At 43.4% G+C, this 22,601-nt stretch carries 25 protein-coding genes, 1 pseudogene and 3 riboswitches; of the genes and pseudogenes, 16 read left to right on the top strand and 10 right to left on the bottom strand.

All coding sequences use genetic code 11. The features are described from left to right. The first annotated feature begins 114 nt into the window (after nucleotides 1–114). Entirely contained in the window at nucleotides 115–525 is a 411-nt protein-coding gene (gene ohrB / locus SB658_RS08195; RefSeq protein WP_144500800.1) for an organic hydroperoxide resistance protein OhrB, read from the top strand. A gap of 26 nt (nucleotides 526–551) precedes the next feature. Beyond that, a pseudogene (locus SB658_RS08190) lies at nucleotides 552–728 on the top strand (hypothetical protein). A 48-nt stretch (nucleotides 729–776) separates the two neighbouring features. Here SB658_RS08190 and guaD read toward each other — a convergent pair. The 3 genes from guaD to isp form a co-directional block, all read right to left on the bottom strand. Further along, entirely contained in the window at nucleotides 777–1,247 is a 471-nt protein-coding gene (gene guaD / locus SB658_RS08185; protein ID WP_021479438.1) for a guanine deaminase, read from the bottom strand. Between the two features lie 172 nt (nucleotides 1,248–1,419). Continuing rightward, nucleotides 1,420–3,708, bottom strand: coding sequence for a 5-methyltetrahydropteroyltriglutamate--homocysteine S-methyltransferase (gene metE / locus SB658_RS08180; protein WP_003232565.1), 2,289 nt, complete (start codon nucleotides 3,706–3,708; stop codon nucleotides 1,420–1,422). Nucleotides 3,709–3,835: 127 nt separating this feature from the next. After that, nucleotides 3,836–3,991: riboswitch (SAM riboswitch) on the bottom strand. Between the two features lie 132 nt (nucleotides 3,992–4,123). Continuing rightward, on the bottom strand, nucleotides 4,124–5,083 hold the full coding sequence (gene isp / locus SB658_RS08175) for a serine protease Isp (protein ID WP_003232562.1): 960 nt from the start codon (nucleotides 5,081–5,083) through the stop codon (nucleotides 4,124–4,126). 222 nt (nucleotides 5,084–5,305) lie between these two features. Between isp and rsbRB the strand changes: the two genes are divergently transcribed. Beyond that, nucleotides 5,306–6,139 carry an RsbT co-antagonist RsbRB gene (rsbRB, locus tag SB658_RS08170; RefSeq protein WP_003232560.1) on the top strand — a complete coding sequence of 278 codons (834 nt, stop codon included), beginning with the start codon at nucleotides 5,306–5,308 and terminating at the stop codon, nucleotides 6,137–6,139. A gap of 30 nt (nucleotides 6,140–6,169) precedes the next feature. Here the strand turns inward: rsbRB and thiX are convergent, their stop codons facing one another. Genes thiX through thiU form a run of 4 tightly spaced genes read right to left on the bottom strand, consistent with a single transcriptional unit; the run spans nucleotide 6,170 to nucleotide 9,742 of the window. Next, the gene (gene thiX / locus SB658_RS08165; RefSeq protein WP_019712472.1) at nucleotides 6,170–6,934 is read right to left on the bottom strand and encodes an HMP/thiamine ABC transporter permease ThiX; all 765 of its coding nucleotides are present in this window, start codon (nucleotides 6,932–6,934) and stop codon (nucleotides 6,170–6,172) included. Next, entirely contained in the window at nucleotides 6,909–8,552 is a 1,644-nt protein-coding gene (locus SB658_RS08160; RefSeq protein WP_003232556.1) for an ABC transporter ATP-binding protein, read from the bottom strand. The genes thiX and SB658_RS08160 overlap by 26 nt, the downstream gene beginning before the upstream one ends. Beyond that, complete coding sequence (locus tag SB658_RS08155; RefSeq protein WP_003232554.1) at nucleotides 8,539–9,138, bottom strand: ECF transporter S component; 600 nt, start codon at nucleotides 9,136–9,138, stop codon at nucleotides 8,539–8,541. The genes SB658_RS08160 and SB658_RS08155 overlap by 14 nt, the downstream gene beginning before the upstream one ends. Before the next feature lies 1 nt (nucleotide 9,139). Beyond that, nucleotides 9,140–9,742, bottom strand: coding sequence for an HMP/thiamine ABC transporter substrate-binding protein ThiU (thiU, locus tag SB658_RS08150; protein ID WP_021479434.1), 603 nt, complete (start codon nucleotides 9,740–9,742; stop codon nucleotides 9,140–9,142). A 96-nt stretch (nucleotides 9,743–9,838) separates the two neighbouring features. After that, nucleotides 9,839–9,951, bottom strand: a riboswitch (TPP riboswitch). Between the two features lie 101 nt (nucleotides 9,952–10,052). Between thiU and ykoG the strand changes: the two genes are divergently transcribed. From ykoG to mgtE, 7 genes are all read left to right on the top strand, one after another. Continuing rightward, a complete protein-coding gene (ykoG, locus tag SB658_RS08145) occupies nucleotides 10,053–10,739 on the top strand; it encodes a two-component system response regulator YkoG (RefSeq protein WP_003232551.1) in 687 nt (228 codons plus the stop codon). A gap of 3 nt (nucleotides 10,740–10,742) precedes the next feature. After that, nucleotides 10,743–12,107 carry a two-component system sensor histidine kinase YkoH gene (gene ykoH, locus SB658_RS08140; RefSeq protein WP_032677392.1) on the top strand — a complete coding sequence of 455 codons (1,365 nt, stop codon included), beginning with the start codon at nucleotides 10,743–10,745 and terminating at the stop codon, nucleotides 12,105–12,107. Next, nucleotides 12,104–12,784 carry a PepSY domain-containing protein gene (locus tag SB658_RS08135; protein ID WP_003232546.1) on the top strand — a complete coding sequence of 227 codons (681 nt, stop codon included), beginning with the start codon at nucleotides 12,104–12,106 and terminating at the stop codon, nucleotides 12,782–12,784. Before ykoH ends, SB658_RS08135 begins: the two co-directional genes overlap by 4 nt. 91 nt (nucleotides 12,785–12,875) lie before the next feature. Beyond that, nucleotides 12,876–13,388: a PepSY domain-containing protein gene (locus SB658_RS08130; protein ID WP_003232544.1), complete on the top strand. Its 513-nt coding sequence runs from the start codon at nucleotides 12,876–12,878 to the stop codon at nucleotides 13,386–13,388. 82 nt (nucleotides 13,389–13,470) lie between these two features. Next, nucleotides 13,471–13,608: a transcriptional regulator SplA domain-containing protein gene (locus SB658_RS08125; protein ID WP_003218541.1), complete on the top strand. Its 138-nt coding sequence runs from the start codon at nucleotides 13,471–13,473 to the stop codon at nucleotides 13,606–13,608. Nucleotides 13,609–13,715: 107 nt separating this feature from the next. Next, nucleotides 13,716–13,881, top strand: a riboswitch (M-box (ykoK) riboswitch). Nucleotides 13,882–13,972: 91 nt separating this feature from the next. Next, nucleotides 13,973–14,095, top strand: coding sequence for a hypothetical protein (locus tag SB658_RS08120; protein WP_009967087.1), 123 nt, complete (start codon nucleotides 13,973–13,975; stop codon nucleotides 14,093–14,095). A gap of 17 nt (nucleotides 14,096–14,112) precedes the next feature. Then, a complete protein-coding gene (mgtE, locus tag SB658_RS08115) occupies nucleotides 14,113–15,468 on the top strand; it encodes a magnesium transporter (RefSeq protein WP_003232543.1) in 1,356 nt (451 codons plus the stop codon). Nucleotides 15,469–15,510: 42 nt separating this feature from the next. Here the strand turns inward: mgtE and SB658_RS08110 are convergent, their stop codons facing one another. Next, nucleotides 15,511–15,843, bottom strand: coding sequence for a MerR family transcriptional regulator (locus SB658_RS08110; RefSeq protein ID WP_003232541.1), 333 nt, complete (start codon nucleotides 15,841–15,843; stop codon nucleotides 15,511–15,513). Nucleotides 15,844–16,037: 194 nt separating this feature from the next. Here SB658_RS08110 and SB658_RS08105 point away from each other — a divergent pair, with 194 nt between their 5' ends. From SB658_RS08105 to SB658_RS08095, 3 genes are all read left to right on the top strand, one after another. Next, the gene (locus tag SB658_RS08105; protein WP_003232538.1) at nucleotides 16,038–16,193 is read left to right on the top strand and encodes a hypothetical protein; all 156 of its coding nucleotides are present in this window, start codon (nucleotides 16,038–16,040) and stop codon (nucleotides 16,191–16,193) included. An 87-nt stretch (nucleotides 16,194–16,280) separates the two neighbouring features. Further along, complete coding sequence (gene ykoL / locus SB658_RS08100; RefSeq protein ID WP_003245766.1) at nucleotides 16,281–16,463, top strand: stress response protein YkoL; 183 nt, start codon at nucleotides 16,281–16,283, stop codon at nucleotides 16,461–16,463. Between the two features lie 132 nt (nucleotides 16,464–16,595). Further along, complete coding sequence (locus SB658_RS08095) at nucleotides 16,596–17,060, top strand: MarR family winged helix-turn-helix transcriptional regulator (protein ID WP_003232536.1); 465 nt, start codon at nucleotides 16,596–16,598, stop codon at nucleotides 17,058–17,060. 41 nt (nucleotides 17,061–17,101) lie between these two features. Here SB658_RS08095 and SB658_RS08090 read toward each other — a convergent pair whose 3' ends face one another. Continuing rightward, nucleotides 17,102–18,196, bottom strand: coding sequence for an MGDG synthase family glycosyltransferase (locus SB658_RS08090; protein ID WP_144500799.1), 1,095 nt, complete (start codon nucleotides 18,194–18,196; stop codon nucleotides 17,102–17,104). 91 nt (nucleotides 18,197–18,287) lie between these two features. Here SB658_RS08090 and SB658_RS08085 point away from each other — a divergent pair, with 91 nt between their 5' ends. Then, nucleotides 18,288–18,839, top strand: a complete 552-nt coding sequence (locus tag SB658_RS08085; RefSeq protein WP_024572091.1) for a YkoP family protein — start codon at nucleotides 18,288–18,290, stop codon at nucleotides 18,837–18,839. A gap of 27 nt (nucleotides 18,840–18,866) precedes the next feature. Here the strand turns inward: SB658_RS08085 and SB658_RS08080 are convergent, their stop codons facing one another. Beyond that, complete coding sequence (locus SB658_RS08080; RefSeq protein ID WP_003245342.1) at nucleotides 18,867–19,679, bottom strand: metallophosphoesterase; 813 nt, start codon at nucleotides 19,677–19,679, stop codon at nucleotides 18,867–18,869. A gap of 192 nt (nucleotides 19,680–19,871) precedes the next feature. Here SB658_RS08080 and SB658_RS08075 point away from each other — a divergent pair, with 192 nt between their 5' ends. Both SB658_RS08075 and SB658_RS08070 read left to right on the top strand, forming a co-directional pair. After that, nucleotides 19,872–21,566 carry a DUF6044 family protein gene (locus SB658_RS08075; protein ID WP_003245165.1) on the top strand — a complete coding sequence of 565 codons (1,695 nt, stop codon included), beginning with the start codon at nucleotides 19,872–19,874 and terminating at the stop codon, nucleotides 21,564–21,566. 12 nt (nucleotides 21,567–21,578) lie between these two features. Beyond that, the gene (locus tag SB658_RS08070) at nucleotides 21,579–22,592 is read left to right on the top strand and encodes a glycosyltransferase family 2 protein (RefSeq protein WP_003245533.1); all 1,014 of its coding nucleotides are present in this window, start codon (nucleotides 21,579–21,581) and stop codon (nucleotides 22,590–22,592) included. Nucleotides 22,593–22,601: the final 9 nt, after the last annotated feature.

Here is a 22,601-nt window from a genome sequence, read left to right as displayed (position 1 = left end):
GATTCTATTGTATCTGAAAAACCTCACTTTTCCTATTCTCGGCAAACATAGCATGTTTAAAAAGATCAGAAAGGGAAATATAACAACTAGATACAAATAAGGAGGTTGGGAAATATGGCACTATTTACAGCAAAAGTAACCGCGCGAGGCGGACGAGCAGGACATATTACATCAGATGACGGTGTTCTTGATTTTGATATTGTCATGCCAAATGCCAAAAAAGAAGGACAAATCGGCACAAATCCGGAACAGCTCTTTGCGGCAGGGTATGCTGCATGCTTCGGCGGCGCGCTCGAACACGTAGCCAAAGAGCAGAATATCGAAATTGATTCGGAGATTGAAGGGCAGGTCAGCCTCATGAAGGATGAGAGCGACGGCGGGTTTAAAATCGGTGTCACACTTGTTGTGAACACGAAAGATTTAGATCGGGAAAAGGCACAAGAGCTTGTCAACGCCGCTCATGAATTCTGTCCTTACTCAAAGGCAACCAGAGGAAATGTTGATGTAAAACTAGAATTAAAATAATGACCGGCATCCTGAGTGTTCTCAGGATGTTTTTTGGTGTCGGAGCATGCGGGGCGGGCACAGATTTATGATAAAACTTCAGAGAAGCGTTTGAAGCATGCCTTTAAACCAAAAGTTACAGGTGAAGCGGGCGGCTGGCTCGGTGTCTGCCAAGCTGAATTCCGGCGCGCATGATTGCTGTTTTGTATTTGCACAGGGCATAGCGCTACTTGGAGAAATAACAAGGACCAGGCCGCGCATGCCTGATCCTTTTAATATTCTTTCTTATTGGCGAAGTTCCGCCATGCTTGAAACGGGGATAAATGCTCTGTTAGTGTCACTTGATAAAAGGGGATCGTTCTTTCTTCATCAGGTTTATCAATTTCTTTATAAATGAATGAATCATCAAACCCGGCTTCGGCAGCGTCTGTGTGCTCAGCTGCATAGAAAACGGCTTTAGGCCGGGCCCAGTAGATGGCGCCCAAGCACATTGGGCATGGTTCACAGCTCGTATACAAAATGCAGTCATCAAGCTGGTATGCTCCTAGCACCTTACAGGCTTTTCGAATAGCTGTGACTTCCGCGTGGGCAGTCGGATCATTGCTTGTTGTGACGTTGTTCTGTCCCTCTGCAATAATGGCTCCGTCTTTCACGATAACGGCTCCAAAAGGCCCGCCGATTCCTGCATTCACTCCTTCACATGCGAGAGTGACAGCCCGTTTTAAGAACGTTTCATGATTCATCCCAATCCCTCCTGTCAATAGAGTGTTATTAGTATAGCCGAAAAAAATGCAAAGAACATTCTTAAAAAAGTGCAAAATAAACAAAGTAATTGGGGGATTTGCTAAAATAAGAAACTATTGTGGCTGTATTATAGAAAAAAACCATCTGCCAAATGCAGATGGTTTTTTCAAATTATACAAGCTGTGTCTGCTGTGCTCTTGCCTGTTTTGCAGCTTCAACCATGTTTTTCAATGCTGCAACCGTTTCTTCCTGCTGTCTTGTTTTCAATCCGCAGTCTGGATTTACCCAGAAGCGGTCAGTCGGACAGACGGCAAGCGCATCAACGATAATATTGTACATTTCTTCAGTTGACGGCACACGAGGGCTGTGAATGTCATATACACCAAGGCCAAGCCCTTTCAAATACGGGTGGTTTTTTAAGTAATCTAAAAATCCTCCGTGGCTTCTGCTATGTTCGATTGTAATCACATCGGCATCAAGATCATTGATTGTATCAACGATATCTTCGAAGTTGCTGTAGCACATATGTGTATGAATTTGTGTCTCGTTTTTCACGGAAGAAGTGGTTAATCTGAAAGCTTCTGCCGCCCAAGTCAAATACTCATCCCAATCGCGGGTTTTCAATGGAAGGCCTTCACGCAACGCTGGTTCATCGACTTGAATGATTTGAATGCCTGCGTCTTCAAGCGCTTTAACTTCTTTGCGAAGGGCAAGCCCGATTTGGAAGGCGATTTCTTTCCTCGAGATGTCGTTTCGAGGGAAAGACCAGTTTAAGATTGTAACCGGGCCCGTCAGCATTCCTTTTACATGCTTGGAAGTCAATGACTGTGCGTAGACTGTGTCTTTCACTGTCATCGGTTCAATAAATTCAACATCTCCGTAAATGACTGGCGGGCGGACACAGCGTGAGCCGTATGATTGAACCCAGGCATATTTAGTGAAGGCGAAACCGGCCAGCTTTTCACCGAAGTATTCGACCATGTCTGTCCGTTCAAATTCGCCGTGAACAAGGACATCAAGCTCCAATTCTTCCTGAATATCAATCCATCTTTTTGTTTCCGCATTGATAAAGTTTTGATACTGTTCATCGGACCACTCAGCTTTCCGCCATTTTTGGCGTGCGCTCCGCACTTCAGCAGACTGCGGGAAGCTGCCGATCGTTGTCGTCGGCAAAAGCGGAAGGCCGAGAGATTCATTTTGTAGGGCTAAACGTTCTTCAAACGGAATCGGGCGCTTGAAGTCTTTATCAGTTAATTGCTCAAGCTCTTTCTTTTGTTCAGAATTGGCGCCTGTTGCAAACTGTTTAAGCGCCTGGATATCAGCCTTAGCCTGCTGAATCTCTTCGCTGATCGCCGCTTTTCCTGATACTAAGCCTTCTTTCAAAGCTGTCAGCTCGGCCAGCTTTTCTTTTGCGTAGGATAATCCGTTCAATAGGTCTTTTTCCAAATGCTCATCAGGGTGTTTCGCTACTGGAACATGCAGCAGGCTGCTGGAAGGCTGAATCCACAGTTCATCAACTTTTGCAATGCTGAGAATATCAAGAACGGCATCGAGACGCTCTTCAAGGTCCGCTTTCCAAATGTTGCGTCCGTCGATAACGCCGGCTGCCAGCACTTTATCTGTCGGGAAGCCATGTGTTTTAAGCTGTTCCAGGTTTCTGCCTTTGTCGTGAACGAAATCAAGGCCAATTCCCTGAACCGGGTAAGAGATCAGCTCTTCATAAGCATCAACAGAATCAAAATACGTCTGCAAAAGCACATTCAAGGATGAAAGCTCACTTGTAATGCTTTCAAATAATTCTTTTGCGCCGCGTACATCTTCACTAGAGGCGGTAACGAGCGCCGGCTCATCGATTTGAACCCATTTTACGCCTTCTTCTTCAAGCTCTTTCAAAAGCTGTACATATAATGGCACAAGGCGTTTTTGGATCGCTTTTGCTTCAGACGGTTCATAGCCTTTAGCAAGCGTAACGAACGTATAAGGGCCGACAATCACAGGCTTTGTTTCCACACCGTATTCCTGTTTGATCCGGCGATAATCTTCGAGTTGTTTGTTTCTTGTCAGACGGAACTCAATGCTCTCGTCATATTCCGGAACGATGTAATGGTAATTTGTATTAAACCATTTTGTCATTTCACTAGATACAGCGTCTTTGATTCCGCGGGCGATAGCGAAGTATGTATCGGTAGCGTCAGTCAAATGTCTGAACCGTTTCGGGATCCAGTTGAAGCTGACTGCTGTGTCGAGTACATGGTCATACTGTGTGAAATCAGAAACAGGCACAACATCAATCTGCTGGTCAATTTGTGTTTTTACTGCGGATAAAAATAGTTCGTCGATTTGCTTCAAAAACGTATCTTTATCAGTACTGCCTTTCCAATACGCTTCAAGTGCTTTTTTCCATTCCCGGTTCAGTCCGATTCTCGGAAATCCTAAATTCGATGTTTTGATGGTTGTCATTGTTTCTCCTCCTTTATATGTAAAACACTCTCTTTCACCCGCGGATACAGGCTGCTAAGAGGTTTTCTCACAACAAAAAGCCTCTTTCCCATGAGAGAAAGAGGCTTTTCTACGTAAAACACTGCCTCTCTCATCTCTCAGACACAATCTGATGGAATTAGCACCGTGCCTTATGAGACATCAGTCTCGGCGCGAAAAGCAGTGCGCCCCATTTCACAATGGTATTACGGTCGGTTGCTGTTGGGGTCAAAAGGCCAATCCCTCGCCCAACTCTCGATAAGAGAAAATGTTATTAATTTTTTGAAAAGTTGAATCATTTGTTGGTAATCTTAACAGTAATTCAAATTCATTGTCAACATAGAATTTGAAATTTTTATTTACATGATGTGGTGTATATTATATAAGAAAAATAATCTTATAGGGTCAACAAATGTGATTGCTCTGCTTTTTCTGCGAGCTCATCAGGAGCTGTTAAATACAGGAATCCATTGCCTGCCAGCGTTTTTGCAATATCAAGAGGAAGTGTCCTGCGGATTAGCTGTGCGAAAACCTCAGATTCAGAAAGCTTTCTTTGAAATGATTCTTCTTCATAGCTTTTGATTAAAGCAAGCGCACCGCTGACATGAGGGGCAGCCATTGAAGTGCCGGTCAGCTTACCGTACTTCTTGTTGGGAAGGGTGGATAAGATGTTTTCTCCTGGTGCCACAAGGTCAATCTCTTTATTCGCGTTAGAAAATTCTGATAATTCTCGCGCTACAGAAACAGATCCAACTGCAATCACTTCATTATAAGCTGCGGGGTAGGAAAGCTCTTCTGTGCGTTCGTCGCCGTCACCTTCATTTCCCGCTGCACAAACGACAAGCACTCCGTTTTTCACTGCGTTTTTCACTGCTTCTTTTAGCTCTGGCACATCGCTTGGCCCTCCAAGGGACATTGAGATGATGTCGACTTTCTGTTCCACCGCGTAGTTGATGCCGTTAATTATCCATTCGTATTGTCCGCTGCCGTTCTCGCCGCCAAGAACCTTCACAATCAATAGGCTTGCCTCAGGCGCGACTCCGGCAATGCCTCCGTTTGAATCATTAGCTGCAATTGTTCCGGCGACGTGTGTGCCGTGTCCGTTGTAGTCGGAAATCGCATCTTCCTTGCCGCCGTCGTCATCCGTGAAGTTCTTTCCGCCGATGATTTGATTTTTTAAATCAGGGTGGCTTGTGTCGCAGCCTGTGTCTAATACAGCAACTTTAATATTTTTGCCTTTTACCCCTTTTGCCCACATTTCTGGCGCCTTAATCACTTTAATGCCCTCAGGAAGCTCGTTTACATCCATGATCTGCTCATTCGTCACATACGGGATCAAGCGGATTTCACCATTCATAAAAAAGCCCTCCTTTTTTATGCTTGCAAGTGGATTCAAGGGTGTTGCCTCATATTATATGAAAAAAGCAAGCGCTCGGACAGAGCCATTTGAAGCATTTTGAAAAAATAGGATACACACCAAAGAATTAGTAATCTTCAAAATATTGGATGGCTTCAACATGTATGACTGGGATTCAACTGTAAGTCAAGTTATAATAGTGTTGGGGAAAGGAGCAGTGTCATGAAACTGAATGAAAAATTATATGCATTTTTTTCAGAGCATGTGGAACAAATGGCCGAGGAATGGATTGAAACGATGGAGGAAAGTGATCCGAATTCGCTTTACGCCCTACATAATGCAACAGTAACGGAAGAATTGAAAGAGCAGGACAGAGAATTTTACCGGCATCTGAATTACATGTATGTTTTACCGGAAAAACAATTTCTCGAAGAGTTTCAAGAGTGGGTCATTGAGCTGACCAACGATCAAAAACATCTCGACACACCGGTTCAGTATGTCATTCGGGAGTTTATGAGAAACAGGAGATTATATACGAAGTATTTTGAGAAGTTCGCAGAAGAAAATGAATCAGCGTTTGAACCGGGAGAGAAGCAAAAATGGGCAGATTTGATTGTAAAAGTATTTGATTTCACCATTTATACATTCGTTGATCACGCTGAAATGAATGCCAAGCAGCAATTAAACGCCCAAAGAGAAATGATATTGGAATTAAGCTCACCTGTCATTACCCTGAGCAAATCAACAGCTCTGCTGCCGCTTGTCGGTGACATTGATACCGAACGGGCGAAGTTTATTCTGGAAAACACGCTTCAAGCTTGTGCGAAAAGACGTGTGGAGCATCTATTAATCGATCTGTCAGGTGTTGTTGTGGTGGATACGATGGTGGCGCACCAGATCTTTAAATTGATTGAGGCGCTAAATCTGATCGGTGTCCGGTCAACCTTGTCAGGAATCAGGCCTGAAATTGCGCAAACTGCTGTACAGCTGGGGATTGACTTTTCGAATATTACCATTAAAACCAACCTTGCCCAAGCATTAAACTATCATCAATAAAAAAATCCGCTATCTGTGATAGCGGATTTTTTATGATGCGAAACATAAAGATACGAGAAAGGATCCCGCGAATAATATGAGGACGAGGCAAAAGAACACCCAGTCGCGCCGGTTCACGCTCAATGTCCTGTAGTATGTCCGGTTTCTGCTTCCTGTAAATCCTTTCGATTCCATCGCAAGCGCTGTCCGTTCCGCTTTTCTGATGGCGCTTGCCAATAGCGGTATGGTATATCGTTTTAACGCACTGATTTTATTCATGATGCCGCTCTCCGCCGCTCCTCCTCTGATTTTATGAGCCTGCTGAATCAGCTGGACCTCATCCTTTAACAGCGGAAGAAAGCGAAAGCCTGCAATGACACCGTACGCGAGCTTTGGTGAGAGCCTGCACTGCTGGACAAGGCTCAGCATAAATAAAATCGGATCGGTTGTAAAAACAAACATCATCGATAAGGCGGAAAAGCATAAAATACGAAACCCGAGAGAGATGCCGACAGACACATTATCGCTGTTAATTGAGATAGGGCCTGCTTGAAACAAAAAATTATCCGGTGTTGTCGGCACTTTTCCAAAAACTGCGGCTGTCCACACGCATCCGAATGCTAAAATCAAAAACGGAATCGTAAACAACAACCATTTTTTCAATGGGATTCCGGCCGCCAGTAGAACGCCCGCAACGATGATGATATAAAAACATGCCGGAGTGTATGGGTTGTAAATAAACGACAGCATGACGACACAACAAAAAACCGCCGCCGCTTTCACAGTCGGATTAATGAGATGTAACGGCTGCTTCATCACGCACCTCCTCTTGAAATGCCATCCATTCATATAGAAGGGGAAGGGTGAGCTTTGCTTTTTGAACAAGCCCTGTTTCTTGAGAAAACAACTGCGCTGGAGATCCGTCAAAGGCCAGGCCTGTATCGTGAAGCACAAGCACGCTGTCAGCATACGAAGAGACTAGCTCCATATCGTGTGTAATCATAAGGACAGCGGTTCCCTCTGCCTTGATACGCTGAATCATTTCCATGCATTCAGCCGCCGTGCGGGCATCCTGGCCAAAGGTTGGTTCGTCTAATAATAAAACCTTTACGTCATGCATGAGCATAGTAGCAACGCTCAGTCGCCGTTTTTGCCCTTGGCTGATCGCAAACGGATGATGATCAGCCAAATGCGCAAGACCAAAACGCTGCAGCAGGTGTTGCGCTTTTTTCTCAGTTTCAGCATTTGCTTTCTGGCCGAACAGAAGCTCGTCATATACCGTATCGGTGACGAATTGATGCTCAGGGTTTTGAAAAACAAATCCCATCCGTTTACGCAATTCTTTTTCTTTATATTTCTGCAGCGGCTGATCATAGAGAAGGATTTTGCCGCTTTGCGGTTTCATGAGACGGGCCAGAACTGATAGGAGCGTCGATTTTCCAGTTCCGTTCGGACCGACAAGCGCCGTTAAAGAGCCTTCGCGCAACGAAAAGCTGATGTCTTTGAAAATCGCCTGCTGTCCTCTCGCGAACGAAAGGCTGCTGACTTCAAGCACACTCTCCCCAGGAGGGGCTTTCTTCTTTTTGACACGCCCGGCAGGAATAGGTTCTTTGAACAGCATCTCTTTTGATAAAGTAAACGGCATACTCAGCTTTTCCTGCAGATGACAGACCTTTGGAATGGCGATGCCCAATTTCTTTAGTGTCTCCGCTTCATGCTGAAATAGATTTTTCGTCAGGCCATCCAGCGCCTTTTTGCCTGATTTGTCGAGTACGATCGTTCTCTCAATCCAAGGCGCCCATTCATCAAGCTGGTGCTCAATGACGAGGAGGCTGAAACCTTTTTCCCGCTGAAGATCCTTCATCAGATGAACGAACTCCCGTGCTGAGAAAGGGTCTAAAAGAGAGGTCGGCTCATCTAAAATAATAAGCTCAGGCTCCATCGCCAAAATACAGGCGAGAGCCACTTTCTGCTTTTGTCCTCCTGAAAGGGTTGAGATCATTTTTTCTTTTAAATGGGTAATGCGTAATTTTTCTAATACGGCGTTGATTTTCTCTGTCATTTCTTCTTTTGGAATTTGCAGATTTTCCAGCCCGAACGCTATTTCGTCCTCCACCGTCAGCATGCAGAACTGCTGATCAGGATCCTGAAAAACGACCCCGGCATGCTGAGCAATCGTTTCGGAGGTTTCAGCATCTGTGACCGGCTTTTGAAATAGAAAGACATGTCCGGACTGAACGCCGTCGCAAGCCTCCGGATATAGACCGTTTAAACAAAGGGCGAGCGAGCTTTTGCCGCATCCGCTCGGTCCTAATAATAAAACACATTCTCCTTTTTGAAGCTCAAACGAAATGTCTTGAAAAACCGGTTTCTCGTCTTCTTCATAAGAGAAGCTGAGCTGCTCAACCGTCAGAAGCTCATCAAAGGCTTGCATGTTCTGACGCCCGCTTCCGTTTCTTTTTCAGTTCCTTTCCGAGTGCCATTCCGTTTAACACACCTGTATAAGCGAGAGAGTCGCTGACAGCTTTTCCGAGAAGCCCCGCCAAAAGCGCGCCGGAAATGAGGCGGATCACAAGCATAATGAGCAGATAACCTGGTGAATAGGCTGCATAGCCAGAAACAAAGAGATCATAGATAAAGCTGGCTACTGAAGACCCCATACCGGCCAGCATAAGGACAGGGAGAGAGTATGCTTTCCAGCGTGTTGCAAGAAACACAGCCTCAGCCCCGAGTCCTTGAACAATGCCAATGACGATGACCATCGGGCCAGACGGATTTCCCAGCAGGCACTCAACGAGAGCGGCAATGATTTCAGAAACGAGCGCCGCACCCGGTTTTCGAATCATGTACGCGGCGATCACAGAAACGATAAACCAAATGCCGTAAATCGGTTCATAGGCGATTGGCCCAAACATACCTGCAAGCACGTTTCCGAAATGTGTAAATAATAAATAAACAACGGCAAATACGATACTGATAACAGACATGATGACAATTTCTTTTACTTTCCAGCTTTTCATTTTATCCCTGCTTTCTGTTTTTTCTTGATGGACTGTTAGCCGAAAGATTCACAGTCATGGTGATGTGGTTTGTTTGCTGCTCAGCCATGCGGAAAACGGCTTCCAATGTGCTGAATACGTCATGCGCATCCCCGTCAAGCTCGCTCGCGTAATGGACACCCTGTACGAAAGTGCCTTGGGCTTTTGCAATGTCGACAGCCTTCATAATCAATCCCATATAATCCGGCTCGTTCATTGGATAAAGGGCAAATTGGCACGGCGCTTCCGCCTTCAAGCCTCGGACAGCATCATCATTGACACGCTTATCACCTTTGGAAAGATATGTATCCCCCTGTGTGTCACCCGGGCATCCAATGGAAAACGTGCCGTTCATGACGATGTGTTGTTCGCTGTTTGCTGCATGAAGGTAAATGGCTTTTGCAGCATCGAATACATGATCAATCGATCCGCGTAACACCGTGCTGATATGGTCGGTTTTCGTCCATACCTTGGATGTATCTGTTTTTTTCAGCGCAGACTTGATCACACTGATAAAATCATCCGTCATCGGATATAAAGAGAAGCGAAAACCGGCGATTTTGCTTGTACCGCAAATATGCTCCATTTCTCCGACCTCCTGTTTTTTTGGTAAAATAAAAAACTGCATATCCTAAGGGAATATGCAGTCATAGATCGATTAAGCGCACAAAAAAATACACCATTCGGTCAACCTGCACTTCCCCACGCTGGTATTATCCAGATCGGGTCATAAGGGATCAAAGCGCGTTTCTTCCGCGCTTTATCTCAGCCAAAACAGCACCCCTAGTGCTTTCCGTATACAATTTTTTATTTTGACATCATAATAGATGATAAGAATCATTTTGTAAACAACGAAATCATTTTTTTCAAATAGGGACGGGAGAGGATGATCAAATTTGGAAAAAGGACACATATTAATTGTGGAAGATGAAGAAAAAATCGCCAGGGTTCTTCAGCTTGAATTGGAATATGAAGGATACAGCGTCACGATCAAACACAATGGCACAGAAGGTCTTGATGCGGCAGCGGAAGGCGGGTATTCCTTGGTGCTTCTTGATGTCATGCTTCCGGGGCTTAGCGGACTGGAAGTGCTGCGCCGCTTGAGAAAAACGGATTCGCAGACACCGGTCATATTATTAACGGCGCGAGACAGTATTCCTGATAAGGTAACAGGTCTGGACATCGGTGCAAATGACTATGTCACCAAGCCGTTTGAAATCGAGGAATTGCTTGCGAGAATCAGGGCGGCGCTGCGGCAAAATGGAACAAAAACGGAAGATATCGGCACCTTTCTTACATATGACGATTTGCGGGTGAACGAAAAAACCCGTGAAGTGAGACGCGGAGACAAAGAGGTGGAATTAACGCCGCGGGAATTTGATCTGCTCGTCTATATGCTAAAGCATCCGCAGCAAGTGCTGACACGGGAGCAAATTCTAAGCTCGGTATGGGGATTTGATTATATCGGTGATACCAATGTCGTGGACGTCTACATAAGATACATCAGAAAAAAACTGGACTATCCTTACGAAAAACAGCTGATCCATACGATTCGCGGGGTCGGCTATGCCATTAAGGGGTAAACGATGAAGCTGAAGACCAAGATTCATCTATACACTTCGCTATCACTGTTGATTTTATTAATTTTGGTTCATACCGCAGTATATCTCATTTTTTCGTCTGCGCTGACATCAAAGGATGCGGCCCGGCTTGCTGATGAGACGGATAACATTGCCGAAGCGCTGCGTGCCGCTGAAACAGAAGGAGTGGCTTTGCAGGATATGCTGCAGGCCTATCTTCCGGCAAATGGCATGGTGCGTGTAGTGAATGGTGATCAAAAAGCCGTTATGACGATCACAAAAGAAAAAGCCTATAAAGATTTTCCTCTCTCTTTTCATAGCGGAGAAACGGCAGATGTGAGGAAACATGACGGCAAGCTGTTTGCCGAGGCTGCTGTTCCGGTGATTTGGACCGATGGACAAGTGGTGTCTCTTCAGCTGGTTGAAAGGCTTGAGAACACAGAAGAGAGTCTGTTTCTGCTGAAAATTATTTTAATCGCTGCAAGTGCTGCTGTCTGCATTGCTTCTTTTTTTGCAGGCAGCTTGCTAGCCCGCCGAATCATCAATCCGATCAGACGATTAATGATCACAATGAAAGACATACAGCGAGACAAAGAATTTAAAACGATTTCTTTAGAAGGACAGTCCAACGATGAATTGTATCAAATGGGGCTGACATTTAATGAAATGGCAATGATGCTGAAGGAGCACTATGATAAACAGCAGCAATTTGTTCAAGATGCTTCACACGAATTGAAAACCCCGCTCACCATTATAGAAAGCTACAGCAGCCTGATGAAGCGGTGGGGGGCAAAAAAGCCGGAGGTGCTTGAGGAGTCGATAGAAGCCATTCACTCAGAAGCGGTGCATATGAAAAAACTGACCAATCAGCTTTTGGCGCTGGCCAAAAGTCATCAAGAGCTTGAGCTTGATCTGAAAACAATCGATCTGATTGAAGCGGCGCGCGCGGTTATGCAAACGCTCCAGCCCGTTTATCAGCGTGACATATTGCTTGAAACAGATAAAGAGAGCCTGCTTGTAAAGGCTGATGAAGAACGCATCAAGCAGCTGTTGACCATTTTGCTTGATAATGCAATAAAGTATAGTGAAAAGCCTATTGAGATGTCAGCCGGAACGAGGAATGGACGGCCATTTCTGTCAGTGAGGGATGAAGGCATCGGAATACCTGAGGAGCATATCCCGCATTTGTTCGAACGGTTCTACCGGGCAGATGAGGCACGAAATCGAAAAACAGGCGGAACGGGTTTAGGCCTTTCCATTGCCAAGCAAATCGCCGATGAGCATGGCATTGAGCTGTCTGTCAAAAGCAAGCCGGGACAAGGAACAGCTGTCACCATGCAATTCAGCGAACAGAATGGGGGAGGCCGATGACTAAAACAATAAAAATAGTATCTTTTGCTGCAGCAGCCATTTTAGTTGTCATCATCTGTACGTTTCTCATCATTCGGCAAACCCATGAGAACGTATTGTCAAAGGAGACTGTCGTAAAAAAAGTCGAAGCCTCCTATGAAGGCAAGGTCACGAAAGCAACTCAATCAAAGGATAAAAAAACATATGATATAACCCTTGAAAATCCAAAGGGAACTTACTTTGTAAAAGCAGACGCAATATCGGCTGACATTCTTTCAATGAATAGAGTAAAAGCAGTGAATCCATCTGCCATGACAGAAAAAGAAGCCGAGCATCTCGCGCTTGAGCGGGTGCCGGGAACGGTCAAAAAACAAACACGGCAAAGTCAAGTTGCCACTTATACCATACAAAAAGAAGACGGGAAAACATACGAAGTGAAGGTAGACATGCAGGCAAAAACAGTCTTGTCTGCCGATCAAATCAGCAGCAAAGATCAACAAAAAACGCCGATTACGAAAAAAGAAGCCAAAACAATTGCAGAGCGAAAAACGGGCGGAACAGCGGATGACGCAGATCTCGAAGAAAGTGAGGGCACTCTCATCTTTGAAGTAGACGTTGATCTTCCTGATAATAAGGAAGCGACAGTGAAAATCAATGCCTACACAGGAAAGGTAGCTAACATTGTGTATGAAGACTGACGGTTTCTCATCAAATTCTCATCTTGCTCTCGTTTTCCTTTCATGTTGAGTATGTAAACTGTACTCATACAAAACAAAGGAGGGCTCACAAATGCTCAAGAAAAAATGGATGGTCGGTCTTTTAGCAGGGTGCCTAGCGGCCGGAGGATTCAGCTACAACGCGTTTGCCACAGAAAACAATGAAAACAGACAGGCTTCTTCTAAGACGGATGCACTCACTGAACAAGAAGCAGAAGCAATTGCTAAAACAGTTGTTGACGGCACAGTAGAAGACATTGACAGAGACCTTTACAACGGCAAAGAAGTCTATGAAGTGGAGATTGAAAAAGAAGGTGAAGACTACGACGTTTATGTAGATATTCATACAAAACAAGCGCTTAATGACCCGTTAAAGGAGAAAGCAGAACAAGTCGCCATAACCAAAGAAGAAGCTGAAGAAATTGCTTTAAAGCAAACAGGTGGAACCGTAACAGAAAGTAAGCTTGACGAAGATGACGGTGCTTACATCTATGAAATGGAAATCCAAACGAAGCAAGGAACTGAGACAGAATTTGAAATTTCCGCAAAAGATGGACGCATTATCAAACAGGAGATAGATGACTAATCAAAACCCCCGCTGCAGCGGGGGTTTTTCATGATAAGAAACCTTCTTTTGGACAATCTAAGTAGAAAAGGAGGCGAAACGCATGGAAAAGAAAGAGGAGCAATACATCAATCAGGCTGAATATGTCCCTCATCCGACGAAGGAAGGAGAGTATGCCTTATTTCTTCATGAAACGTATCATTTGCTTTCTGAAGATGACGAGACACAAACAACAGAATAAGGGCTTAGGCCCTTGTTTTGTTCCGTAATTGTGATGTAAGCGCATTTATTACTTTTTTGAGTTGACATAGCTTGTTTTTTTCTGTAATCTCAGTGTGTCAATTCAATTAGGAACTTCGTTAGGTGAGGCTCCTGTATGGAGATACGCTGCTGCCCAAAAATGTCCAAAGACGCCAATGGGTCAACAGAAATCATCGACATAAGGTGATTTTTAATGCAGCTGGATGCTTGTCCTATGCCATACAGTGCTAAAGCTCTACGATTGAAGGCGCCCGCACGCTTTTTTTGCCGTGCTTCTTTCACCTTCAATCCCGAAGGCTTTTTTTATGCCTTTAAAACGAAACCAATCAAAGGAGGTGCGGAGTATGGATTCTCCCCATTCGAGTCAATCTGAAGAAGTACCCATATACTATGACAGCAAGACAATTGATTACACGATGAGGAGACGAACTGCCGCACCTTCTGGCGAGGCCGGCACGTCTCCGTAGAGGAGGTACGAGTCCCGATGGTTCAAAACATGACCTATGACGAACTCATTTTACGCATCATTATTTTACTGCGAGACGGGAAAATCAGGGATTTCAGAAGTGTTATTGATGAGCTTCAGCCCTATGACATGGCATTTATTTTTAAAGAAATGCCGGAAAAACACCGCGCCCGCTATTTATCTTATTTAACTGTAGACGATATCACTGATATGATCGGGGAGCTGGAACGCGAATTTCAGCTTGTCGTCTTAAATAAAGTCGGAAAAACAAAAGCAACACTGGCGATGAACAAAATGGACAACGATGACCTCGCTCAATTGCTTGAAGAAATGGACGAAGAACTGAAGGAACAGCTTTTGTCCAGCATGGAAGCGTCAGAGTCAAAAGCTGTACAGCTCTTGATGAATTATCCGGCTGATTCAGCGGGACGCATGATGACAAACCGGTATGTGTGGATTCCTCAGCATTACACGGTAAAAGACGCGGTCGTCAAACTGAAAAGCTTCGCTGAAATAGCTGAATCGATCAACTACTTATATGTTATTAATGAAAGCAAACAGCTGGTTGGGGTTCTTTCCTACCGCGATTTGATTCTGGGTGAACCTGAAGAAAAGGTGCAAGATTTAATGTTTACCCGCGTCATATCAGCAGATGCTCTTCAGGACCAGGAAGAAGTTGCCCGCCTGATTGAACGTTACGATTTTTTGGCAATACCGGTTGTAGAAGAAAACAACGTGCTCGTCGGCATTGTGACGGTCGATGATATTATCGACGTCGTTATTCGTGAAGCTGATGAGGATTACGAAAAATTTGCCGCTTCCGGTAAAGACATCACCTTTGACACAAAAGCTTACGTGGCGGCATACCGGCGCCTGCCATGGCTAATCTTACTCTTGTTTATCGGACTGATTTCAGGAAGCATTATCAGCTATTTTGAAGATGCGCTGAAGCAGGTTGTAGCGCTTGCGTTTTTCATGCCGATGGTGTCAGGGATGACAGGAAATACGGGAACACAATCTCTTGCGGTTGTCATCAGAGGTTTGTCTAAAGAAGAAATGAACAAAAAAACGATTGTGCGCCTGATCTTCCGGGAGTTCAGAACAAGTATTTTTATCGGAGCGGTTTGTTCTGTGCTGATTGCGATTGTCTCCATCATATGGCAGGGGAATGCGCTTTTGGGATTTGTTGTCGCCTCTTCGCTGTTCTTAACCTTAATCATCGGCACGATGTCAGGAACGATTATCCCTATTATTTTGCACAAACTGAAAGTAGACCCGGCGATTGCTTCTGGACCGCTGATTACAACGTTAAACGATATTTTATCTTTATTAATCTACTTTGGCATTGCCACTGCATTCATTCACTCATTATAAACGTAAAAAGTCCGTCTCAACTGCGAGCCGGACTTTTATTATTTAACGGTTTTTGTACCGAAAGTGAGCATTAAGCTGCCCCTCCAGCATTTTTTTCCGCACTTGCGGATCGTTTTTTAACATCTGTTCTTTTTTGCGCATATCCTTTAAAATCTCTGCCGTCTGTACGCCGTCTTCACGCTTATTGGCGATATCCATCAGCCGCTCCACATCGGCAAAAGAGTATTTTCTTGTCCCCCTTGAAGAACGCTGCGGGTAAATGAGCTTTCGTTCCTCATAATACCTGATCTGTCTTACGGACAATCCTGTCAATTCACTCACAATTCCGATTGAAATCACTTTTTTGTCTTTATAAGAATGATCTTCTGTGGTCATTTTTCCACCCCTGGATGTCTTTTGATAATAGTATATAAAAAACAAAGAGAAAAAACCTGACGCTTGTCATATTTTCTAACATCAAATAGAAGATTTTTGAAAAAATACGGAAGAAAAATTAACAAGAATAATGCGTAACACCCAAGCGCGTTTTATCCTTTATGTAACGAATCAAACGAGGAGGAAGGATAATCATGGAGGAAGAAAAAGCGGTCTCACTGGCAAAAGAAATTATAGAGTTGGATATCAAGCGTGATGAAATGCTGGAGACGTTTATGCAGCTTGCCGGAGAACAGGCTTTTCAATTATTAAGATCGGTTCAAAACGGACAATACCGAAAATCTTCGTAAACATAAATTCTTTACATTAGATTCATACCACGTTCATTTAAAAAGAGTATCTTTTGTATAGGATACCTCAAAATGAAGGAGGACGCTATGAGTAATTTATTGAAATCCGCTTTAGAAAAAGAACGACGCCATTATTCTGAAAAACTCTATCAGATTGGGGTTTATAATAAAGAGGTCATGAACAAAATGACGATTTCTGAGCTTCGGAAAGAATACGCTTATTTCTTTCGAAGCATTACAAATCATAAAAATTATCCTTATACAAGATAATGTATAAGGATTTTTTTGCTTTTAGAAGGAATTTCTCGAATTATAGCGAATACGTATAGTAAGGGACTGAACTCTTATTATATGTAAGGGTTTTCATTATTTTTTTATAAAAATCCTATATACGAGGTAGATATGATGAGATTATCGTTTAACGAAGAAGAAGTTGAGCGTGCGATGAATTTGTACAGAGTTTTTGCAAGGGCTTTCAAAAGTGTGTCCGAACATAGTATCCGTGATAGCAAAGAGCACGGTTTTAATCCCACTGAATTTGCTGTACTGGAGCTCCTGTACACAAGAGGCCCGCAAAAATTACAGCAAATTGGGTCGAGACTTCTGCTTGTAAGCGGAAACGTCACATATGTTATTGACAAACTAGAAAGAAACGGGTTTTTAGTAAGGGAGCAGGACCCGAAAGATAAACGCTCTGTTTACGCACATTTAACTGACAAGGGAAATGAGTATTTGGATAAAATTTATCCGATTCATGCACTGCGTATTGCGAGAGCGTTTTCAGGTCTTTCGCCTGATGAACAGGACCAGCTGATCGTCCTGCTCAAGAAAGCAGGCATACACAGCCAGCATTTGCTGTTTCGTTAACTATTCTACACTCTCTGTTTCAGGAGAGTGTTTTTTTTGTTTCATAAGATTCTTTTTAAAACATCTTCAATCTTCCTATCAGACATTTCGCCAAGGTATCCATTGACGTGTTTTTTATACTCCTTCATCTGTTCGTTCGATTGAAAAAATGCCGTGATATACTCTTCTGCTTTCTTCATGTCCCAGTTTCTCATATCTGTGACGAGTTTCCTTTCATGTAGAAGGTTTAAATTCATTTCCTCCTGTCCCGGCAGTGCATGATAAATAAATACCGGAAGCCGTTTCTGTAAGCATTCACTGATGGTCACGCCTCCGGGTTTAGTCATGATGCCTGTCGACTGTTCGTACAAACGGTTCATCTCTGCTTTGCTGTGAAGGTAAGGAATTGCCTCAATCAAGGGGTGGTGTAAACTTTTGACATAGGAGTAGAGCTTTTCGTTTCTGCCGCATAATATTTTGTATAAGATCTTTCCGCCTGGCGACAGTTCCTGCACCCATTTTAAAATCCCACCGACCCCCATGCTGCCTCCTGTGATGATGATGGTATATGGCGAGTGGTGCTGCAAGGTATCTGCTGATTCCATTTCAAAATTTCGGTGAACTGGAATGCCGGTCAAGTATATGTTGTTCTGATCGATCCCCTCTGATATTAGCTGCTTCTTTACTTCCGTGCTCGGAACAAAATGGTAATCAATGTTCTTCCGTCCCCATAATTGATTCACGAAAAAATCAGTGTATACATTCACAACCGTCAGATTCGGATATTCAGGCTTTAGTCGGTTCAGCAGATAAGAAGGCAGCGCATGTGTGCAGAAGGCGATATCAGGCTGTTTTTCTTGGAGAATGTGCCTCATTTGCTGTGTGAACAGCCATTCGTACATGAAATAGCGTTTGTCATGCTGAAATTCTCCGCAGGCGAGGAGCCTGTAAATGCCGCTGTACGTTTTCGGGAAATATTGAATCCATTTTAAATAAGCCACGGAGGACAATTTTTCTAACCGCCTATACGCATGTGAAAAGATATCAATCTTTTCAGCTGCCAGCCCTTGAGACTCTAATTCAGCCTGCAATGCATCAGCCACATGATGATGGCCGGTGGAAATGCTTAAAAAAGGAAAAATGAGAATGTTTTTCATGACAGTCCTCCTTAAAAAATATGGCAACTATATTTTGAGGAGAACGTTCACAAAATATAAGGGTGTTTTTGATCACAAGGAAGGTGAAAAGATGAAAACCTGTTTCCTTTCCATTTGGAGAATGGTTGATCCGATTTATTTCTTTTTTTCAAGGCTAAGCTTGATTGACAACGATCAAAAAAGCGTTTTTCGAGTCAGGCTGACGAAGTATAAAGGACATCATGTCGTACTGAGCGATGGAACGCATATTAGAAAAAATGATGTGCTCGTTAAAATTCATCTGCACAATATTAAGCTGATAAGAGAACTGCAAAGCATTGAGAGCGCGGTCAGAAAGGGAATCATTATTTATCAGAAAGTATATCAATCGATGCCGCTTCTTCTTGACTATATCAACAATCATAAAAAAAGCGAGAAAATCAAAGGAATCATTGGGATTACAATGCTTGACAAAGGTGTGGAAAGGCTCGGCTTTGATGTGATCACCCCGGTGAACCCTTTTTACAGATGCTTTAAAAAAGTGTCTCATGTGCCGATTTTATATTTGACTTCAAAGCCTGTGAGCTTGCGGCATTTACCGAATTCATCCTATTTGTTTATCTCAAAAGAAAAGCTGCAGAAAACCTATCAAAAAAAAGACTGATGCCTCGGTCAGCACAGTCTTTTTTGATTAAATCTGATGAAATGTCACTTCAGGGCGGCTTCCGACACGGATATTTACGCCGGTTTGTCCCAAGCCCTCGCTGATATAAAATGGTTTATCGTGATGATAATGAAGGCCTTTAATCATGTTCATTCGCACGAGCTTTCCCATTTTCACCAAATGATACGGTTTTGGCCAGTGAATTTGCCCGCCGTGAAAATGCCCTGACAGCAGGTAATCATAATGAACATCTTTCATATCCAGAATAATATTTGGGTCATGTGTTAAGACAAGATGATAGCCATTTTCCAGACTTTGATAAGAGCCGGTGATATTACTCCGATTCGTACTGTAATCATCAATGCCGATAATATTGACTGGTCCTGCAGCCGTCTCGATTCGAACATGTTCATTTTGCAGCGTGATACAGCCGTTTTCCTCTAAAACTCGCTTCAATCTCTGAAAGTCCTCTTCTTTCAATACATAATCGTGGTTACCGAACACCGCGTACATTCCATATGCAGGCTTTAGCTTTTGCAAGGCGTTCAAGTAACCTGCCAGTTTCGGAATATTACGTTTCCGATCAAGAAAATCCCCGGTAAGAGCAATGATGTCCACAGGCTGATCTTTTGTTAAATGATACAGCTCCTCAGGTGAGACTGAAATGTTTTCCAAGTGAAGATCAGATAAATGAAGGATATTTAATTTTTTTCTGGCTGGAAGGCCGTCTTTTTGGTCGATTGAAATGGTGTTGACTTTCACATCTTTTGTATTGCGGTTCGCTTTATATAGAAATGGCACAAATACGAGTATGGCCAATGAAAGTAAGATTGTAAACAAAATATATCCCCTCCCTTCTATCAGTATAGTAAGTGATCAAGCCCTATGGATAGCGGGAATTAATGGGTAGAGACAGGTTGAAAAACGGATTGTCATATGATGAATGATTTGGAAGGGAAAAGGGATAATAAATTTTGACACATGAGGCAGAACATGCCGACGGAGTCAGAATAACAAATGGATGTGTAAGCAATGTTACGATTGATGAGACAACAAAAAAAAGAAACATATTATCTCTGGATCGCATTATTTCTTCTTTTATTGTATGTATCCCCGCTTTTTATTTTAAAGGAAGATGCCCATATCCGGGTCCACGATAATTTAGATTCCAACATCGCTTGGTACAAGGTTCTGGCCGATAGCGGAGAAATCGTCGGCAAGGTTGACGCTGCCATTCCGCAAATCATTAACGGGCTGCCCCGGGATGCCTTTGGCACCGAGTGGAGCGGAATTGTTTGGCTCCATGCTTTCTTTTCTTCCATGACCGCCTATGCAATAAGCCAGACGGTTACAAGAGTTGTCGCTTTTTTTGGAATGTATGTGCTGCTGAAGAAACATATAATCCCGGAACCAAAAGCGGCTTTCATCCGAATTGGCGTATCGCTTGCATTTGCCTTAACACCTTTCTGGCCCTCGGGAATGCTGAGTACGCTTGGGTACCCTTTGGCACTGTGGGCTTTTTTAAATATCCGAAAAGGGGATATCTCATGGAGAGAGTGGCTGACGCTGGGCTTGCTCCCTCTATACTCAAGCTTTGTTCTAGGCTTCTTCTTTTTCCTGGCAGGGATGGCGTGTTTTTGGCTGTATGATGCCATTACAAAAAGAAGATGGAATTTGATGTTCTTAGGCAGTATTGCATTTATGACGAGTATCTATCTTTTCGTTGAATATCGGCTTGTCTATTCGATGCTGTTTGAGCACGCACCGATGCATCGTATCGAATTTATCTCATCTAGGCATGACGTTTGGCATTCTCTTCGACTATCCATAAAAAACTTTGTCTATGGCCATAATCATGTGATGACCGTTCATACCGTTGTCATCCTTCCGATCCTGATGGTCGTATTTGCTGCTCTGCTGTTCAAACGAAATCGGACAAAGCCAGAAAATGTTTATCTGTTTTTATGTGTGCTTAATTACGGGTTGTCATTATGGTATGCGTTTTGGTTCAACAAAATTTGGGCTGTTCCAAAGCAGAAATTTGCTTTTTTAGCAGAATTTAATTTTGCCCGTTTTCATTTTCTTCGGCCGCTTGTTATATACGTGAGCTTTGCGCTTGCTTTATATCTCATTTGGCGGATGGGGAAAGGATGGAAATGGCTTGTGTACGCCGCAGTCGCTGCACAGCTGATGGTGTTGGCGCCTTTTAATGAAGAATATACGTATGGTGTTCATTACAACGCGCCGACATTCAGGGAGTTTTATGCATCAGAGCAATTCAAAGAGATTAAGGAATATATCGGACGTCCGCAAGATTCGTATAGGGTGGCGAGCATCGGACTGCATCCGTCTATCGCCCAATATAACGGGTTTTATACGTTAGATACGTATAACAATCTGTATCCGCTCTCATATAAATATGAATTTAGAAAAATCATCGAAAAAGAGCTGGAAAAAAATTCTCGGCTGAAACAATACTTTGATGAATGGGGCAGCCGCTGCTACCTTTTTGTCGATGAACTCGGTAAACGATATGATTTCAAAAAGAACTCGAAGAAAACGATCAACAACCTTCAATTAAATACAGATGTATTTAAAAAAATGGGTGGACGGTACATTTTTTCTTCAGTTCCGATCATGAATGCTGAACAAAACCATCTCGCGCTCGTAAAGACGTTTGACCATAAAGATTCCGCCTGGCGCATTTATTTATATGAAACAAGATAAGGAGGATATCGATTGAAACAGTCACAGCCAGTATTAACCATCGTCGTCCCGTGTTTCAATGAAGAGGAAGTGTTTCAAGAAACAAGCCATCAGCTGACAGAGGTTGTAGATGATTTAATTGAAGAAAAATTAATTGCTGAAGACAGTAAAATTCTGTTTGTCGATGATGGCAGCAAAGACCGCACTTGGGCTTTGATTGCTATGGAGAGCATAAGAAACAAGAAGGTTACCGGCTTAAAATTAGCCTGCAATGTCGGCCACCAAAAAGCGCTTTTAGCCGGATTGCATAAAGCGAAGAATAGGTCAGACTGCGTCATTTCGATCGATGCTGATCTTCAGGACGACATCTCTGTGATCCGGGATTTTATGCTGAAATATCATGAGGGCTGCGAGATCGTTTACGGTGTACGCCGGAGCAGAAAAACCGATACCTTTTTCAAGCGCACGACCGCGTTAGGGTTTTATCGTCTCATGAATAAACTTGGGATTAAATTAATTTATAATCATGCTGATTTTCGTTTAATGAATAAAAGGTCCCTTGAAGAGCTTGAGCGTTATCCGGAAGCGAATCTGTTTTTAAGAGGTATTGTCCCCATGATCGGCTTTAAATCGGCCGAAGTTTTGTATGACCGCAAGGAACGCTTTGCCGGCAAAACGAAATATCCGCTGAAAAAGATGCTATCCTTCGCTTTTAACGGGATTACTTCATTCAGTGTCGCACCAATTCGATTCTTTACGCTTTTAGGGTTTGTTTTGTTTTTCCTCAGCGCTGTGGCAGGGATTGGCGCGTTTATTCAAAAGCTGCTCGGCCATACGAATGCAGGCTGGGCGTCTCTTATCATATCCATTTGGTTTTTGGGCGGGCTGCAATTGATGGGAATTGGAATCATCGGAGAGTATATTGGAACGATTTTTTCTGAAGTGAAAAGACGGCCGAAATACGCGATTGATATTGATTTGTATAATGAACAGCTGAGCCCGCTTCAGCGCCAGGAAAAAGAGCGGTTAGAAAAAAAGTACAGTTAAACACGGAAA

Source organism: Bacillus sp. SIMBA_008 (assembly GCF_046535495.1).
Lineage (GTDB): Bacteria > Bacillota > Bacilli > Bacillales > Bacillaceae > Bacillus > Bacillus subtilis.
This window is presented reverse-complemented; position numbering and strand designations above follow the sequence as displayed.

Bases quoted from the DNA above. Each gene is read 5' to 3' on its own strand.
- isp (WP_003232562.1), bottom strand. From the start codon at position 5,083: ATGAATGGTGAAATCCGCTTGATCCCGTATGTGACGAATGAGCAGATC.
- SB658_RS08110 (WP_003232541.1), bottom strand. From the start codon at position 15,843: ATGACCACAGAAGATCATTCTTATAAAGACAAAAAAGTGATTTCAATC.
- thiU (WP_021479434.1), bottom strand. From the start codon at position 9,742: ATGGAGCATATTTGCGGTACAAGCAAAATCGCCGGTTTTCGCTTCTCT.
- SB658_RS08095 (WP_003232536.1), top strand. From the start codon at position 16,596: ATGATGAGATTATCGTTTAACGAAGAAGAAGTTGAGCGTGCGATGAAT.
- mgtE (WP_003232543.1), top strand. From the start codon at position 14,113: ATGGTTCAAAACATGACCTATGACGAACTCATTTTACGCATCATTATT.
- SB658_RS08125 (WP_003218541.1), top strand. From the start codon at position 13,471: ATGGAAAAGAAAGAGGAGCAATACATCAATCAGGCTGAATATGTCCCT.
- ohrB (WP_144500800.1), top strand. From the start codon at position 115: ATGGCACTATTTACAGCAAAAGTAACCGCGCGAGGCGGACGAGCAGGA.
- SB658_RS08105 (WP_003232538.1), top strand. From the start codon at position 16,038: ATGGAGGAAGAAAAAGCGGTCTCACTGGCAAAAGAAATTATAGAGTTG.
- SB658_RS08130 (WP_003232544.1), top strand. From the start codon at position 12,876: ATGCTCAAGAAAAAATGGATGGTCGGTCTTTTAGCAGGGTGCCTAGCG.
- SB658_RS08155 (WP_003232554.1), bottom strand. From the start codon at position 9,138: ATGAAAAGCTGGAAAGTAAAAGAAATTGTCATCATGTCTGTTATCAGT.
- metE (WP_003232565.1), bottom strand. From the start codon at position 3,708: ATGACAACCATCAAAACATCGAATTTAGGATTTCCGAGAATCGGACTG.
- SB658_RS08075 (WP_003245165.1), top strand. From the start codon at position 19,872: ATGTTACGATTGATGAGACAACAAAAAAAAGAAACATATTATCTCTGG.
- rsbRB (WP_003232560.1), top strand. From the start codon at position 5,306: ATGAAACTGAATGAAAAATTATATGCATTTTTTTCAGAGCATGTGGAA.
- SB658_RS08160 (WP_003232556.1), bottom strand. From the start codon at position 8,552: ATGCAAGCCTTTGATGAGCTTCTGACGGTTGAGCAGCTCAGCTTCTCT.
- SB658_RS08120 (WP_009967087.1), top strand. From the start codon at position 13,973: ATGGATTCTCCCCATTCGAGTCAATCTGAAGAAGTACCCATATACTAT.
- SB658_RS08135 (WP_003232546.1), top strand. From the start codon at position 12,104: ATGACTAAAACAATAAAAATAGTATCTTTTGCTGCAGCAGCCATTTTA.
- ykoL (WP_003245766.1), top strand. From the start codon at position 16,281: ATGAGTAATTTATTGAAATCCGCTTTAGAAAAAGAACGACGCCATTAT.
- thiX (WP_019712472.1), bottom strand. From the start codon at position 6,934: ATGAAGCAGCCGTTACATCTCATTAATCCGACTGTGAAAGCGGCGGCG.
- guaD (WP_021479438.1), bottom strand. From the start codon at position 1,247: ATGAATCATGAAACGTTCTTAAAACGGGCTGTCACTCTCGCATGTGAA.
- SB658_RS08085 (WP_024572091.1), top strand. From the start codon at position 18,288: ATGAAAACCTGTTTCCTTTCCATTTGGAGAATGGTTGATCCGATTTAT.
- SB658_RS08090 (WP_144500799.1), bottom strand. From the start codon at position 18,196: ATGAAAAACATTCTCATTTTTCCTTTTTTAAGCATTTCCACCGGCCAT.
- ykoH (WP_032677392.1), top strand. From the start codon at position 10,743: ATGAAGCTGAAGACCAAGATTCATCTATACACTTCGCTATCACTGTTG.